This is a genomic window from Pseudomonas yangonensis (assembly GCF_009932725.1).
Classification (GTDB): Bacteria; Pseudomonadota; Gammaproteobacteria; order Pseudomonadales; family Pseudomonadaceae; genus Aquipseudomonas; species Aquipseudomonas yangonensis.
In genome coordinates, this window is record NZ_BLJU01000007.1 from 1 (window position 1) to 16191 (window position 16191).

Sequence of the window (16191 nt, forward strand, 5' to 3'; positions counted from 1 at the left end):
TGCGTTTTCACACGCTCTGAATGCGGGGCTTTTCGTTTAAGGATCGCGGCTAAAGCTCCTCCCACCGGTTGCCACAAACCTGTGGGAGGGGCTTTAGCCGCGACAGCTTGCTGCGCTAGCGCCGAGCAACCAGGAACAGCCGTGGAAACGGCAACAGTACCCGACCATCAGCTTGCGCCGGATAGGCCTCGGCTACCGCCGCTTGGTAACGCGCCAGGAATGCCAGCTGCTGCTCAGCCTCCAGCGGTTGCAGGAACGGCAGCAGCGCAGTCGACTTGAACCACTCCACCACCGCTGCCGCATCGTCCAGCACATGGAAATAGGTGGTGCGCCAGATGTCCAGCGCGCTGGCATGCGCGCCGAGGATGTCGTAATAGGTCTGCGCACTGTGCCGCTCGGCATGACGCACCTGAGCGATACGTGCAGCCCAGGGCCCATCGGCCGCCACTTCACGGGCCAGACGATGCGCCGGCTCATGCAGGTTATCCGGCGTCTGGATCGCCAACCAGCCACCGGGCGACAACTGAGCGAGCAAGCGCGGATAGAGCTGCGCGTGATCGGGCAACCATTGCAGCGAGGCGTTGGCCAGGATCAGCTGCGGCGCGCGTTCGGCCTGCCAGTGCCGGATATCCGCCAACCGGAAGCTGACCTGTGGCAGGCGCTCACGCGCAGCAAGCAACATGTCTTCGCTGCTGTCGATACCGATCACTTGCGCCTGTGGCGCATGCGCCTGCAATACGGCAGTCGAATTTCCGGGGCCGCAACCCAGATCCACGGCCAGCTCGATACCGTCGCGAGGCACCGCCGCCAGCAAGTCATGCACCGGACGGGTACGCTGGCGTTCGAAGCGGGAATACTGCTGCGCAGACCAACTCATTGGGCACTCCTGGGTTCAGATGATCGGCACAGAATAACAGGCGACTACGAGCAGCCAGCACGCCGGCAACTTTCCGCCGCCCAAGAATTGGCACATGGCGGTTATCCGCCACCCACTGTGCGCCAGATCACATGCTTTTTAACGACCCAAGCAGGCTGGCGGAAATTCGCCACAATGGCATAACCCTTGCCATGCAAGACCCAGCTCGGAGCTGTCCGGGGTGCTGCCTATCCCCAACAGAACAGCGGAGCGACCAACACGAGGCGCCTGCCAAGGCACCGCAACCGACAAGAAGAAAAGGAAGCAGTATGTTCAATCCAGTCCGCGCCCTGGCCGCCTGCGCCCTGGCGTTAGCCTCTTTCGGTGCCGCCACGGCACTGGCCGATGAACCTATCCTGATCAAGTTCTCCCACGTAGTCGCCGACGGCACCCCCAAGGGTCAGGGGGCGCTGATGTTCAAGCAACTGGTGGAGGAGCGCCTGGGCGGCAAGGTGAAGGTCGAGGTCTATCCGAACTCCAGCCTCTACGGCGACGCCAACGAGCTGGAAGCGCTGCGCAACAACGAGGTACAGCTGCTGGCGCCTTCGCTGGCCAAGTTCGAGCAATACACCAAGCAATTGCAGGTGTTCGACCTGCCCTTCCTGTTCGATGACATCGAGGCGGTCAACCGCTTTCAGAAGCGCTCCAAGGGCCGCCAGCTGCTGCGCTCGATGGAGGATCACAATATCGTCGGCCTGGCCTATTGGCACAACGGCATGAAGCAGCTGTCGGCTACCCGTGCCCTGCATACCCCCGGCGATGCCAACGGCCTGAGTTTCCGCATCCAGCCGTCGGCGGTGCTGGAGGCGCAATTCGCCCAGGTTGGCGCCAGCACTCAGAAACTGCCGTTCGCGGAGGTTTTCAAGGCGCTGCAGAGTGGCCAGGTACAGGGCGCGGAAAACCCCTGGTCGAACATCTACAGCCAGAAACTGCACGAAGTGCAGCCCTTCATCAGCGAAACCAACCATGGCGTGCTGGACTACATGCTGGTGAGCAACTCACGCTTCTGGTACGGCATTCCGCATCAGATGCGCGTGGAGCTGGAAGCCATCATCGATGAAGTCACCTACGCGGTGAACAAGCAGGCCGAAGCCGCCAATCAGGCCGACCGCCAGCGCATCATCGACTCGGGCCGCAGCCAGTTGATCACCCTCAGCAGCGAAGAGCGCGAAGCCTGGCGTGACGCCATGCGCCCGGTGTGGCAACAATTCGAATCGGTGATCGGCAGCGACGTGGTCAAGGCAGCACAAACCGTCAATCGCAAGCAGCGCAATTGACCGGAAGCCGGCATGGCGGAAAACCGCCACGCCGACTGTTTCACTCTGTCGCCTGCTGCGGCTCTGGCTGGAGCAATTGCTCCACCTGCCAGCCCCCGCCTAGCGCAGCGATCAACTGGACGCTGGCAGTCAGACGGCTGCCCAGCAAGGTAAGATTGCTGCGCTCATTATTCAGTGCAGTAGCTTGTACGTTGACCACACTGTTGAAATCGACGGTACCGGCGCGATACTGGTTCTCGATCAGGCGTAGCGATTCGCGCGCCGCGTCCAGCGCTTCCTGCTGCACGTCACTTTCCTGCTCCAGCACGCGCAACTGCACCAGGTAGTCCTCCACTTCACGGAAGCTGTCCAGCACCGCCTGGCGGTATTGCGCCACCGTCTGGTCGTAGGCGGCTTCGCTGCGTTCCAGCTCCGCACGCCGTGCGCCACCGTCGAAGAGGGTCAAGGCCAGTTGCGGGCCCAGCGACCAGAAACGATTCGGTACCTCGATCCAGTCGGCGAAGCTGCTGCCGCGGTAACCACCGCTGGCCGAGATCGTCAGATCGGGGAACCAGGCTGCCTCGGCGACACCGATCTGCGCGTTGGCCGCCATCACCCGGCGCTCGGCGGCAGCAACGTCAGGGCGGCGTTCGAGCAACTGCGAAGGCAGCGCCACCGGCACCTCGGGCAGCGCCGGCAGGCTCTCGCGCGGCGCGATGGACAGTTCGGCCGGACTCACGCCCACCAGCACGGCAATGGCATGTTCGAGCTGCGCGCGCTGCCACTGCAGGTCGATGGCCTGGGCCTGGGTGCTCTTGAGCTGCGTGGTGGCCTGGGACACATCGGACCTGGGCACGATGCCGGCGCGGTACTGGTTCTCGGTCAGGCGCAGCGAGCGTGCATAAGCGTCGACCGTAGCATCCAGCAGCCGCCTCTGCTCATCGAGAATGCGCAGTTGCAGGTAGTTCTGCACCAGTTCGCTCTGCAGGCTCAGGCGCACCGCAGCCAGGTCGGCGGCGCTGGCCTGGAACTCGGCGCGACTGGCCTCCAGGCCGCGGCGCAGCTTGCCCCAGATATCCAGCTCCCAGGCCGCATTCAGGCTCAGATCGTAGCTCTTGGATATTCGCGAGGCCCCCGAACCGCTGACGGTAACGCCATCGGCGGTACGGATGGTACTGTCACCGCCGCCCTGCCCGGACCGGGTCACCCCGGCGCTGCCGGACAGCGTCGGGTAGAAGCTGGCCCGTGCACTGCGCACCAGCGCGCGTGCCTGGCGGTACTGGGCCTCGGCAGCGGCCAGGTTCTGATTGGAAACCTGCAGACGCTCGACCAGCGCATCGAGCTCGGCATCGCCATACAGCGACCACCAGTTGCCGCGCTCGAGGGCATCTGCCGGTGCGGCACTCTTCCAGCCCTCGACCTGCTTGAACTGCGCAGGCGCAACCAGCTGGGGGCGCTGATAGTCAGGCCCCAGGGCGCAGCCGCCCAGTGCGCCAACCAGCAGCAGGGAGACGAGTGTTCGGGCGAAGGGAGCTCGGGTCATAACGGATTTTCCAATGAAGCATCGGTACGTACGCCGCGCCAGCGGTTGACGCGATGGCGCAGGCGGTCGAAGTAGAGATAGACCACAGGCGTGGTGTAGAGGGTCAGCATCTGGCTCAGTACCAGGCCGCCGACGATGGTGATACCCAGCGGCTGGCGCATCTCCGACCCCTCGGCGCTGCCCAGCACCAGCGGCAAGGCGCCAAGAATCGCGGCCAGGGTGGTCATCATGATCGGGCGGAAACGCAGCAGGCAGGCCTGACGGATGGATTCCTGCGGGCTCAGGCGCTCGCCGCGCTCCAGTTGCAGGGCGAGATCGACCATAAGAATGGCGTTCTTCTTGACGATGCCGATCAGCAGGAACAGGCCAAGCAGCGAGATCAGACTGAACTCCATGCCCACCAGCTGCAAAGCGAGCAAGGCACCAACCCCGGCAGACGGCAAGGTCGAAAGAATGGTCAGCGGGTGCACGTAGCTTTCGTAGAGCACACCCAATACCAGGTACACCACCACCAGCGCCAGCAGGATCATCAGCGGCTGGTTGTCCTGAGCGGTGCGGAAGGCTGCGCCGGTGCCACCCAGCGTACCCTGCACCTCGGTCGGCAGGTTGAGCTGGGCGATGGCCACGTCGATGGCGCGGGTCGCCTGATCCAGGCTGACGCCCTCGGCCAGGGAGAAACCGATGTTCTCCACCGCGAACTGGCCCTGGTGGCTGATCCGATCGTTCTCCAGGCTGCGCTCCCAGCGGGCAAAGGCCGACAGCGGTACACGCGCGCCATCGTCGGTGATCAGCTGGATCTGATCCAGCGCCTCAGGGTGCTGGGCGTACTTGGGATTGATTTCCATCACCACCCTGTACTGATTCAGGGCCTGATAGATGGTCGACACCTGACGCTGGCTGAAGGCGTTGTTGAGCACCGCCGTGATCATGTCCATGTCCACGCCCAGGCGGCGCGCCGTCTCGCGATCCACCACCAGGCGAATCTGCTGCGCGCCCTCGGTTTCCCGCGCATCGATACCGGTCAGCTCGGGCAGCGCGCGCAACGCCTCGCGTACCCTCGGCAACCAGGTACGCAGCGCGTCGAGGTCATCGGACAGCAGCATGTATTCGTTTTCCGAACTACGGCCCTGGCGCCCGCCCATCTGCAGGTCCTGATCCGGCATGAGGAACATGCGTCCACCGGGCACCTTGGGCACCGTGTTGCGCAAACGGTTGATCACGTCCTGCGCAGAGTCGCTACGCTGGGCGATGGGCTTCAGACGTACGATCATGAAGGCGTTGTTGATGCCTCCGCTGCCACCGATGAAACCGGCCACACTCTCCACCGCCGGATCGGCCAGCACCGCGTTGCGGAAGATCTCCATCTTCGGCTGCATGACCTGGAACGACAGACCGTCGTCACCGCGGATGAAGCCGATCAACTGGCCGGTATCCTGCTGCGGCATGAAGGTTTTCGGCACGCTGACGAACAGGTAGACGTTCAGCGCGATGGTGGCGAGGAAGCTCAACAGCATCAGCAACGAATGACGCAGCGCCCAATCCAGGCTGCGCGCGTAGAAGGCCAGCACCCGCACCTGCACGCGGTCGCCCCACTGCTGCAGGCGGCTGCGCGACTGTTCTTCCTCGGCCTTGAGCCAGCGCGCGCAGAGCATCGGCGTCAGGGTCAGCGACACCAGCAGGGAAATCACCACTGCCACCGCCAGGGTCAGCGAGAACTCCCGGAACAGACGCTCGACGATGCCCCCCATGAACAGGATGGAGATGAACACCGCGACCAGCGACAGGTTCATCGACAGCAGAGTGAAACCCACTTCACGCGTGCCTTTGAGCGCCGCCTCCAGCGGATTCTCGCCATTGCGGATGTGCCGGGCGATGTTCTCCAGCACCACGATGGCGTCGTCCACCACCAGCCCGGTGGCGATGATCAGCGCCATCAGCGACAGGTTGTTCAGCGAGAAACCCAGCAGGTACATGGCGGCGAAACTACCGATCAGCGACACCGGCACCGCCAGCGCCGGAATCAGCGCCGCCCGCCAGCGGCCGAGGAAGGCCAGCACCACCAGGATGACCAGGCCCACGGCGATCAGCAGGGTCTGCTCGGCCTCGTGCAGGGTGGCGCGGATCACCGGCGAACGGTCCATGGCCACTTCCAGCTTGACGCTGGCCGGCATTACCTCGCGCAAGGCCGGCAGCTCGGCGCGAATATCGCTGATGGTCTGCAGAATGTTCGCCCCGCTCTGCCGGTTGATCACCAGCAGCACCGCTTCCTGGTCGTTGTAGAAGCCGCTGTTGTAGCGATCTTCGACGCCATCGGTGACGGTCGCCACATCGCCCAGACGCACCGCCGCGCCATTCTGGTAGCGAATGATCATCGGCATGTAATCGGCGGCCCTGGCCAACTGATCGCTGGCCTGCACCTGCCAGCGGCGCTGCGGGTCTTCCACCGCGCCCTTGGGTTTCAAGGCATTACTGGCAGCGATGGCCTGGCGCACTTCGTCCAGGGCGATGCCGTACTGGTCGAGCAAGCGCGGCTCCAGCGCCACCCGCACAGCAGGCAGCGAGCTGCCGCCCACCTGCACTTCGCCAACGCCGGTGACCTGCGACAGTTTCTGCGCCAGGATGGTCGAGGCAACGTCGTACAGCTGGCCCTTGTTCAGGGTATCGCTGGTCAAGGAGATGACCATGATCGGGGCTTGCGAAGGGTTGATCTTGCGGTAGCTGGGCATGGTGCGCATACCGCTGGGCAGCAGCTCGCGCGCCGCATTGATCGCCGCCTGCACTTCACGGGCCGCGGTGTTGATGTCCTTGTCGAGATCGAACTCGACCATGATCCGCGTGCTGCCCTGGCTGCTGCTGCTGTTCATCTGGTTGACACCGGCGATGCTGCCCAGCGAGCGCTCCAGCGGCGTGGCCACCGTAGAGGCCATGATCTGCGGGCTGGCGCCAGGCAGGTTGGCCTGCACGGTGATCACCGGAAAGTCCATGTTCGGCAATGGCGATACCGGCAGCAGGCCGAAGCTGACGCCGCCGAGCAACATGATCGCCAGGCTCAGCAGCAGCGTGGCCACCGGGCGGCGGATAAAGGGCGCGGAGAGGTTCATGAACGATTGGTCCCGCCAAGGCTCCGCCAATCTTGTACGGGCGGATTCAGCCGCGAATCCTCTGCACCGGCCTGTTCGCGGCCAAGGCCGCTCCTACGGGCCGGAGTCATACCGCCACCCCCGCGGCACTGCGACCACTAAAGCGCCGCGACAGGCGATCGAAGTACAGGTAGATCACCGGTGTGGTGAACAGCGTCAGCACCTGGCTGACCAGCAGGCCGCCGACCATCACCAGCCCCAGCGGCTGACGCAGCTCGGCACCCGAGCCCGAGGCGAGCATCAACGGGATGGCGCCGAACAATGCCGCCAGGGTGGTCATCAGGATTGGCCGGAAGCGCAGCAGCGCCGCCTGGTAGATCGCCGCCTCCGGTGCCATGCCCTGGTTGCGCTCGGCCTCCAGGGCGAAGTCGATCATCATGATGGCGTTCTTCTTGACGATACCGATCAGCAGGATGATGCCGATGATGGCGATCAACCCCAGATCATTCCCCGTCAGCAGCAACGCGAGCAAGGCACCGACGCCCGCCGAAGGCAGCGTGGAGAGGATGGTGATCGGGTGGATGTAACTCTCGTAGAGCACGCCGAGCACGATATACATGGTGACGATGGCGGCCAGGATCAGCAGCAACGTGGAGCTCAGCGAGGCGCGGAACGCCTCGGCAGCGCCCTGGAACTGGGTGTTGATGGACAACGGCAAGCCGATTTCCTGCTCGACCCGCTCAATGACCTCGACCGCCTCGCCCAACGACACGCCCGGTGCCAGGTTGAACGACAGGGTCACTGCCGGGAACTGGCCGATATGGTTGACCAGCAGGCTGGCCGGACGCTCCTCGATGTGCGCCAGGGATGACAGCGGCACCTGCTGGCCGTCACCGGTGGCCACGTGGATCTGGCGCAGCGCGGCCAGGCCGATGCGCCCGCCATCGCGGCTTTCCAGCACCACGCGGTACTGGCTGGCCTGGGTGTAGATGGTGCTGATCTGGCGCTGGCCAAAGGCGTCATATAGCGCATCGTCGATGTTGCCGACATTGATGCCAAGGCGCGCTGCAGCGTCGCGGTCGATATCCAGGTACACCTGCAGGCCACGGTTCTGCAGGTCGCTGGCCACATCGGTCAGCTCCGGTTGCTCACGCAGCGCTTCGACCAGGCGCGGCGTCCAGGTTTCCAGCAACTGGCTGTCAGGCGACTCCAGAGTGAACTGGAACTGGGTGCGGCTGATGCGATCCTCGATGGTCAGGTCCTGCACCGGCTGCATGTACAGTTCGATACCGGGAATCTTCGCCAGCTCCGGGCGCAGGCGATCGATCACCTCGCTGGCGGTCACGTCGCGCTCGGCGTGAGTCTTCAGGTTGATCAGCAGGCGGCCGCTGTTGAGCGTCGGGTTGTCGCCATCCACACCAATCGACGAGGACAGGCTGGCCACCGCCGGATCACGCAGGATCACATCGGCCAGGCGCTGCTGACGTTCGCTCATGGCGGCGAAGGAAATCGACTGTGGCGCCTCGGAAATGCCCTGGATCACGCCGGTGTCCTGCACCGGAAAGAAACCCTTGGGCACCGCCAGGTACAACAACACGGTCAGGCCCAACGTGGCTACGGCGACCAGCAGCGTCAGCGGCTGATGCCTGAGCACCCATTGCAGAGCGACACCGTAGCGCTCGATCATGGCATCGATGAAGCCGCCGGCAGCTTTGTAGAACCGCCCTTCGCTCTCGGGTCTTTCCGCCTTGAGCAGGCGCGCGCACATCATCGGCGTCAGGGTCAGCGACACCACCAGGGAAATCAGGATGGCCACCGCCAGGGTGATGGCGAACTCGCGGAACAAGCGGCCGACTACATCGGCCATGAACAGCAGCGGAATCAGTACCGCGATCAGCGACAGGGTCAGCGAGACCAGGGTGAAGCCAATCTGCCGCGCCCCCTTGAGTGCGGCGTTGAGCGGCGTCTCGCCCTCCTCCAGATGACGGGCAATGTTCTCCAGCATGACGATCGCGTCGTCGACCACGAAGCCGGTGGCAATGGTCAGCGCCATCAGCGTCAGGTTGTTGATGGTGAAGCCGGCCAGGTACATCACGCCAAAGGTGCCGATCAGCGACAGCGGCACGACGATCGAGGGGATGATGGTCGCCGACAGTTTGCGCAGGAACAGGAAGGTCACCATCACCACCAGAGCGATGGCCAGCAGCAGCTCGTGCTGTACATCGCGCACGGCAGCACGAATGGTCTGCGTACGGTCGGTGAGCACCTTGACCTCGACGCTGGCCGGCAGGCCTTCGGTCAGGTGCGGCAGCAGGGTCTGGATACGATCGACCACGTCGATGACGTTGGCACCCGGCTGGCGCTGCACGTTGACCAGCACCGCCTGGTTGCGGTTGGCCCAGGCGGCCAGCCGCTCGTTCTCGGCGCCGTCGATGATCTCGGCGACATCCTTCAGGCGCAGTGCCGCGCCGTTCTGATAGCTCAAGATCAGCTCACGGTATTCATCGACCGATTTCAGCTGGTCGTTGGCATCGAGCTGGGCAACCCGCGTGGGGCCATCGAAATTGCCCTTGGGCTGATTGACGTTGCTGGCGGTGATCAGGTTGCGCACGTCGGCCAGGCTCAGACCATAGGACGCCAGCGCCTCGGGGTTGACGCGAATGCGCACGGCGGGACGTTGCCCGCCTGCCAGGGTCACCAGGCCGACACCGCTGGTTTGCGCGAGCTTCTGCGCCAGGCGGGTATCGACCAGATCGTTGACCTGCGGCAGCGGCAGCGTCTTCGAGCTCACCGCCAGGGTCAGCACCGGCGTATCGGCCGGATTGACCTTGTTGTACACCGGCGGTGCCGGCAGGTCGCCCGGTAGCAGGTTGCTCGCCGCGTTGATCGCCGCCTGCACTTCCTGCTCGGCCACTGCCAGGGAAACATCCAGATTGAAGCGCAGGGTGATCACCGAGGCGCCACCGGAGCTGGTCGAGGACATCTGCTTGAGCCCGGCCATCTGCCCGAACTGGCGCTCCAGCGGCGCCGTCACCGCACTGGTCATCACATCCGGGCTGGCGCCTGGATAGAGAGTCAGCACGCGGATAGTCGGATAATCCACCTCCGGCAGCGCCGATACCGGTAGCAGCCGGTAGGCGATCAGACCGCTGAGGAAGATCGCCACCATCAACAGCGTGGTGGCGACCGGCCGCAGGATAAAGGGGCGGGAGATATTCATGCGTCGTTCCGCGGTGCGGTCTGGTCGCCCTGCTCACCGGTCTTCTGTGCGGCCTGCGGGTCGACTACCTGCACCTCGCTGCCGTCGCGCAGACGGTCGGTGCCTTCCGTGACCAGCCGCTGGCCAGGTTGCACGCCCTCGTCAACCATGCTGCGCTCGGCATCACTGGCCACGACGGTGACCGGGCGGATGTTCACCTTGTTATCACCGTCGACCACATAGACGAAGGTGCCGCGGGTACCGAACTGCACCGCAGCGGAGGGGATGATGGTGGCCGCCTCATGGGTTTTCACACGCAGGCGCACGTTGACGAACTGATTGGGGAAGAGCATCTGCTCGGCATTATCGAAGCGCGCCTTGAGCTTGACCGTGCCGGTGGTGGTGTCGATCTGGTTATCCAGGCTTTCCAGCACGCCCTCGGCCAGTTTCAGGCGTTCGCCACGATCCCAGGCCTCGACTGCCAGCGTAGCGCCGTCGCGGCGGCGCTGCAGCACGGCAGGCAGATCGCCCTCGGGAATGGTGAACACCACCGAAATCGGATCGGTCTGGGTAATCACCACCAGCGGCGTGGTGTCGCCGCTGCTGACCAGGTTACCGATATCCAGCTGGCGCAGGCCGAGGCGACCGGCGATGGGCGCGCGAATCTGGGTGAAGTCGAGGTTCAGCTTGGCCGTGGCGACGTCCGCCTGATTGCTCTGCAGGCTGCCCCGGTACTGATTGACCAGTGCCTGCTGGGTGTCGAGGGTCTGCTTGGCGATGCTGTCTTCAGCGTAAAGCCCCTTGTAGCGCTGCAGATCCAGCTCGGCGTTCTTCAGTTGCGCCTGATTCTCCTGCAGCGCGCCCTGCGCCTGCTGCAACGCGACCTGATAGGAGCGCGGGTCGATCACCGCGAGCAAATCGCCAGCCTTGACCTGCTGCCCCTCCTCGAACAGCACCTTGACCAGCTCGCCGTCGACCCGCGAGCGGACATTGACCGTGTTGTAGGCGGTCACGGTGCCGAGCGCCTTGAGCTCGATGGCGAACTCGCCCTGCTCGACTTCAGCCACACGAACCGGCACCGGTCCCATGTCACCGAAGCGGCCACGGCCCATCTGTTGGGACTGCGGTTCGCTCGGCCAGAACCACCAGATCAGGACGATGATCAACGCCAGCAGAAGGAGACCGATAAACCACTGACGTTTGGAAGATGGGGTGCTGGGCGTTGTTTTTACTTCGGACATGAGCCAATCGCTTCGTGTAAGGAGCGTGAACGATAAGCACTGCTCAGCACGAAGCAAAGCCTCTTTACCGGCTATTTACCTCCACAGGTGATTCAAGACGAAAAAAAGCCCAAGCGAACGCTGACAACGTCTCTACCTCGAGTGTTTCGGGACGACTGTGCAGGTATTACCTTGTATTTCCAAGGCCTAGAGAATCACCTGATGCTCGGCCTGCCCCCGGATCGATACTTCCACAGCAAACAGTTTGCCGGCGTGGGGTTCAGCGGCGAGCTGGTCGTTATCCAGACCGTCGCGTGCGGAGGTGACGAACAGCGTCGACAGGTTGGGCCCTGCCAATGCCGGGCAGGATATCTGTGAGGCGGGAAAAGCCAGGGCCTGCAGGAACTGACCATTGCTGTCGTAACAGGCCACCCGCGAAGCGCCCCATTGCGCGTTCCACAGCCGTCCCTGTGCGTCGACCACGGCGCCATCGGGATTCAAACCGGCCGCGCGACAATCGACGAACGGCTGCAGCTCGCCGCTTGGCCAGCCATCCTGCTCGTCCAGCGCCTGGCGCCAGATCTGCTGGCGATGGGTATCGGCGAAGTAGGCGAAGCGGCGATCCGGCGAGAAACAGATGGCGTTGCTGATGGTGATATCGGCGAACAGCCGACGCAGCTCACCCCGATAATAGCGATAGATGGCGCCAGCCCGGGGCTGGGCTTCGAGGCCCATGGTGCCGATCCAGAAACCGCCCCAGGGGTCGGCGCGTCCATCGTTGGAGCGGGTCAGCGGGTTGTCTGCCTCCAGGGCGCAGATCGTCGCGCGCGCGCCGCTGCGCAAATCGAAGATCGACAGTGCCGTTTCGCTGGCCATCAGCAGGCGGTCGTTGTCGATCCAGCCAGCCGCGGAGGCACGCTCATCCAGCGACCACTCCAGCGACTGGCCATCGCGCCGGCTCAACAGACGCCTGCCAAGGATATCGAACCAGAACAACTGCTCCCGCAGCGGGTGCCAGAACACGCCCTCGCCCAGGGTGCAGGCCCGTGAATCGGCGATGCGCGCGGCGCTACTGCCGTGGGGATTAGCGGTCATGTCCAGGTGCCTCCTCAAATGTGCTGGTGAGCAGCCGCCAGGCAGGCCAACTCCTGCTTAATGGCTATCCTTGGGAACACCGGCGCCACGGCAACCCTTGAGAAAATCGAAGTCCGCCCCGCTGTCGGCGCCCTGCACGTGGTCATGGAACAGCTTTATGTAACCGCTGGCCGGCGGTTTGACGCTCGGCTGCCACTCAGCCAGGCGCTGGCGCAGCTCGGCCTCGGGAATATCCAGGTGAATGCGCCGCGCCTCCACGTCGAGTTCTATCATGTCGCCATTGCGCACCACCGCCAGCGGCCCGCCAGCCGCCGCTTCCGGCGTGGTGTGCAGCACCACGGTGCCATAGGCGGTGCCGGACATGCGCGCATCGGAAATACGCACCATGTCGGTGATGCCCTTGCGCAGTACCTTGGGCGGCAGGCCCATGTTGCCCACTTCAGCCATGCCCGGGTAACCACGCGGGCCGCAACTCTTCAGCACCATCACACAGTTTTCGTCGATATCCAGGCTCTCGTCGTTGATCTTCGCCTTGTAGTCGTCGATGTCCTCGAACACCACGGCGCGGCCCCGGTGCTGCATCAGGTGCTTTGATGCGGCCGACGGCTTGAGCACCGCACCGCGCGGCGCCAGGTTGCCGCGCAGCACGGCGATCCCGCCCTTTGCGGTCAGTGCCTTATCGACCGGGCGGATGACGTCTTCGTTCCAGTTGCGTACGCCCTTTACCTCCTCCCAGATGGTCTCTCCGGACACGGTCAGCGCATCCTTGTGCAGCTTGCCGCCTTCGCCAAGCATGCGGATCACCACCGGCAGGCCACCGGCGTAGAAGAACTCTTCCATCAGATATTTGCCCGAGGGCATCAGGTTGACGATGGTCGGGATGTCCCGGCCGAGGCGGTCCCAGTCGTCCAGGGTCAGGTCGACGCCGACGCGACCGGCAATGGCCAAGAGGTGTATCACCGCGTTGGTCGAGCCGCCGATGCTGCCGTTGACGCGGATGGCGTTTTCGAAAGCCTGGCGGGTCATGATGTCGGAGGGTTTCAGGTCGTCCTTGACCATCTGTACGATGCGTCTCCCGGTCAGGTGAGCCATCACCCGGCGGCGACTGTCCACCGCGGGAATCGCCGCGTTGCCGGACAGCGCCATGCCCAGCGCTTCGGCCATGCTGGCCATGGTGCTGGCGGTGCCCATGGTGTTGCACGAGCCCGGCGAGCGCGACATCGACTGCTCGGCCTCGAGGAAGTCTTCGCGGCTCATCTTGCCGGCCTTGATGTCTTCGGACATCTGCCACAGCGCGGTGCCGGAACCGACACGCTCGCCACGAAACCAGCCGTTGAGCATCGGCCCGCCGGACACCACGATGGCCGGAATGTCGACGCTGGCGGCGCCCATCAGCAGCGCCGGGGTGGTCTTGTCGCAACCGGCCAGCAGCACCACACCATCCAGCGGGTTGGCGCGCAGCGCTTCCTCCACGTCCATCGCCGCCATATTGCGGTACATCATCGCGGTCGGGCGCAGCGAACTTTCGCCGGCCGAGAACACCGGAAATTCCAGCGGCAGGCCGCCGGCCTCGTAGATGCCATGCTTGACCCGCTCGGCCAGGTCACGCAGGTGCGCATTGCAGGGCGTGAGCTGCGACCAGGTGTTGCAGATGCCGATCACCGGGCGGCCGTCGAACAGGTCGGCCGGCAGGCCCTGGTTCTTCATCCAGCTGCGATGGTAAATGTGATCACGCGAGTCGCCACCGTACCATTCGGTGGAGCGCAGCTTGCGGGGCCAGGCTGCCGGTTTGAAGGTGCTCATACCCAACCTCCGTCGACGATGAAATTCTGCGCGGTGCACATGGCCGCCGCGTCGGATGCCAGAAACAGCGCCATGTCGGCGATATGCTCGGGCAGGAGCTGGCCGGGCATGCACTGGTTCTGGCGAATCTGCTCCTTGGCCGTTTCGTCGACCCACATGGCCAACTGCTTCTCGGTCATCACCCAGCCCGGCACCAGGGTGTTGACGCGGATGCGATCCTTACCCAGATCCCGCGCCAGGCCACGGGTCAGCCCGTGGGTGGCGGCCTTGCTCGCCGCGTACACCGGGTAGCCGGCCGAGGCCATCATCCAGCCCACCGAGCCGAAGTTGATGATCGAGCCCCCGCCGGCCTGGCGCATCATCGGCACCACCGCCTGGGCGGCGAAGGTGGCGTGGCGCAGGTTCACGGCAATCAGATTGTCGAAGCGTTCCATGCTGATCGAATCCAGCGCGTGGCGTACATCATTGGCGGCGTTGTTGAGCAGCACGGTAATTGGCCCGAACTGCTCGGCGACCTTGTGAATGGCAGCCTGGTAGGCCTTGACGTCGGTGATGTCGCAGCGCAGGAAAAGTACCTGATGCCCTGCTTCTGTCAGCTCACTCGCCAGGGCCATGCCATGCTTGTCGTCGATGTCGACGAAGGCGGTACGCGCGCCCTGCCGCGCGAACGCCGTGACCAGCGCGCGGCCGATGCCGGTGGCGCCACCGGAAATCAGCACGGTGCGCCCGGCCAGGTCGGCGTAAACCGCCTTGCCCGAAGGTTGATTGTGGCTGTTCATGGCCTGCTACCTCGTGTTCATCCCGCGGCGCCCGGTTGTGCCCGGCGCCAGCGGTACTGCGGAAATGGTTGGCTATGGCGGCTCAGCGTCCGTTAACGGGACTTGCTCTTGTTGACAACGTCGAAGATCACCGCGGCCAGCAGCACCAGGCCCTTGATTACCTGCTGCCATTCGATGCCGATGCCGAGAATCGACATGCCGTTGTTCATTACCCCCATGATCAGGGCACCGATCACCGCGCCGATGATCTTGCCGACGCCGCCGGACATCGACGCGCCGCCGATGAACACCGCTGCGATCACGTCCAGCTCGAACGACACGCCGGCCTTGGGCGTCGCGGTGTTGAGCCGCGCGGCGAAGATCATGCCGGCCAGGGCCGCGAGCATGCCCATGTTGACGAAGGCGAAGAAGGTCAGGCGCTCGGTGTTGATGCCCGACAGCTTGGCCGCCTTGACGTTGCCGCCGATGGCGTAGATGCGCCGGCCCAGCGTGGTGCGGTTGGTCAGGAAGGTGTAGGCGCTGATCAGCAGGGCCATGATGATCAGCACGTTCGGCAGACCGCGGTAGGTGGCCAGCAGGTAGGCGATGTAGACGATGGCGCCGGCGATCAGCAGGTTCTTGACCGCGAAGAACACCCCAGGCTCGTCGACGATGCCGTAGCGTTTGGCGCGCCGACGCCCGCGCAGCGCCAGGTAGATGATCATCGCAGCGGCGAACACACCGAGCACTATGGCGGTCACGTTGGGCCGCTTGACGCCGAAGATGTCCGGGATGAAGCCGTTGCTCATCAGCTGGAAACTGCTGGAGAAAGGGCCGATGGACTGACCGTCCAGTACCGCCAGGGTCAGGCCGCGAAACACCAGCATGCCGGCCAGGGTGACGATGAACGAGGGAATCTGCCAGTAGGCGATCCAGTAGCCCTGGGCTGCGCCGATCAGGCAGCCCATCAACAGGCAAACCGGCACCACCACCGAGGTCGACCAGCCCCACTGCACCATCATCACCGCCGCCGCAGCGCCGACGAAGCCGACCACCGAGCCCACCGACAGGTCGATGTGCCCGGAGACGATCACCAGCAACATGCCCAGTGCCATGATGATGATGTAGCTGTTCTGCAGCAGCAGGTTGGTAAGGTTGATCGGGCGCATCAGCGTGCCATCGGTGAGCACCTCGAACAGCCCCATGATGACCACCAGGGTCAACAGCATGCCGTAGTCGCGGATATGGCTCTTCATGTGGCCCAACAGCGAGGGTCGCGCTAGGTGTTGGGTTTGAGCGGTTTGAGTGTTGGTTTCCATTG

10 protein-coding genes are annotated in these 16191 nt (G+C 64.2%); 1 reads left to right on the plus strand and 9 read right to left on the minus strand.

The genetic code is table 11. From position 1 onward, the window contains the following. Positions 1-115: 115 nt before the first annotated feature. Positions 116-877 (minus strand): trans-aconitate 2-methyltransferase, encoded by a 762-nt coding sequence (tam, locus tag GYB81_RS11425; RefSeq protein ID WP_161867836.1) that lies wholly within the window; start codon positions 875-877, stop codon positions 116-118. Between the two features lie 308 nt (positions 878-1185). On the opposite strand from tam, the gene GYB81_RS11430 reads away from it, so the two are divergent. Then, positions 1186-2193 (plus strand): TRAP transporter substrate-binding protein, encoded by a 1008-nt coding sequence (locus GYB81_RS11430; protein ID WP_161867835.1) that lies wholly within the window; start codon positions 1186-1188, stop codon positions 2191-2193. A 40-nt stretch (positions 2194-2233) separates the two neighbouring features. On the opposite strand, the gene GYB81_RS11435 is transcribed toward GYB81_RS11430, so the two are convergent. The 8 genes from GYB81_RS11435 to mmsB form a co-directional block, all read right to left on the minus strand. After that, complete coding sequence (locus tag GYB81_RS11435) at positions 2234-3715, minus strand: efflux transporter outer membrane subunit (RefSeq protein WP_161867834.1); 1482 nt, start codon at positions 3713-3715, stop codon at positions 2234-2236. After that, positions 3712-6816, minus strand: a complete 3105-nt coding sequence (locus GYB81_RS11440) for a multidrug efflux RND transporter permease subunit (protein ID WP_161867833.1) — start codon at positions 6814-6816, stop codon at positions 3712-3714. Before GYB81_RS11440 ends, GYB81_RS11435 begins: the two co-directional genes overlap by 4 nt. A 106-nt stretch (positions 6817-6922) precedes the next feature. After that, positions 6923-10015 (minus strand): MdtB/MuxB family multidrug efflux RND transporter permease subunit, encoded by a 3093-nt coding sequence (locus GYB81_RS11445; RefSeq protein ID WP_161867832.1) that lies wholly within the window; start codon positions 10013-10015, stop codon positions 6923-6925. Further along, positions 10012-11235, minus strand: coding sequence for an MdtA/MuxA family multidrug efflux RND transporter periplasmic adaptor subunit (locus GYB81_RS11450; RefSeq protein ID WP_161867831.1), 1224 nt, complete (start codon positions 11233-11235; stop codon positions 10012-10014). The genes GYB81_RS11445 and GYB81_RS11450 overlap by 4 nt, the downstream gene beginning before the upstream one ends. A gap of 186 nt (positions 11236-11421) precedes the next feature. Continuing rightward, positions 11422-12309, minus strand: a complete 888-nt coding sequence (locus GYB81_RS11455) for an SMP-30/gluconolactonase/LRE family protein (protein WP_161867830.1) — start codon at positions 12307-12309, stop codon at positions 11422-11424. Between the two features lie 57 nt (positions 12310-12366). Then, positions 12367-14112, minus strand: a complete 1746-nt coding sequence (gene araD / locus GYB81_RS11460; RefSeq protein WP_161867829.1) for an L-arabinonate dehydratase — start codon at positions 14110-14112, stop codon at positions 12367-12369. Further along, on the minus strand, positions 14109-14891 hold the full coding sequence (locus GYB81_RS11465) for an SDR family NAD(P)-dependent oxidoreductase (protein ID WP_161867828.1): 783 nt from the start codon (positions 14889-14891) through the stop codon (positions 14109-14111). The genes araD and GYB81_RS11465 overlap by 4 nt, the downstream gene beginning before the upstream one ends. Before the next feature lie 92 nt (positions 14892-14983). Beyond that, entirely contained in the window at positions 14984-16189 is a 1206-nt protein-coding gene (mmsB, locus tag GYB81_RS11470) for a multiple monosaccharide ABC transporter permease (protein ID WP_161867827.1), read from the minus strand. Positions 16190-16191: the final 2 nt, after the last annotated feature.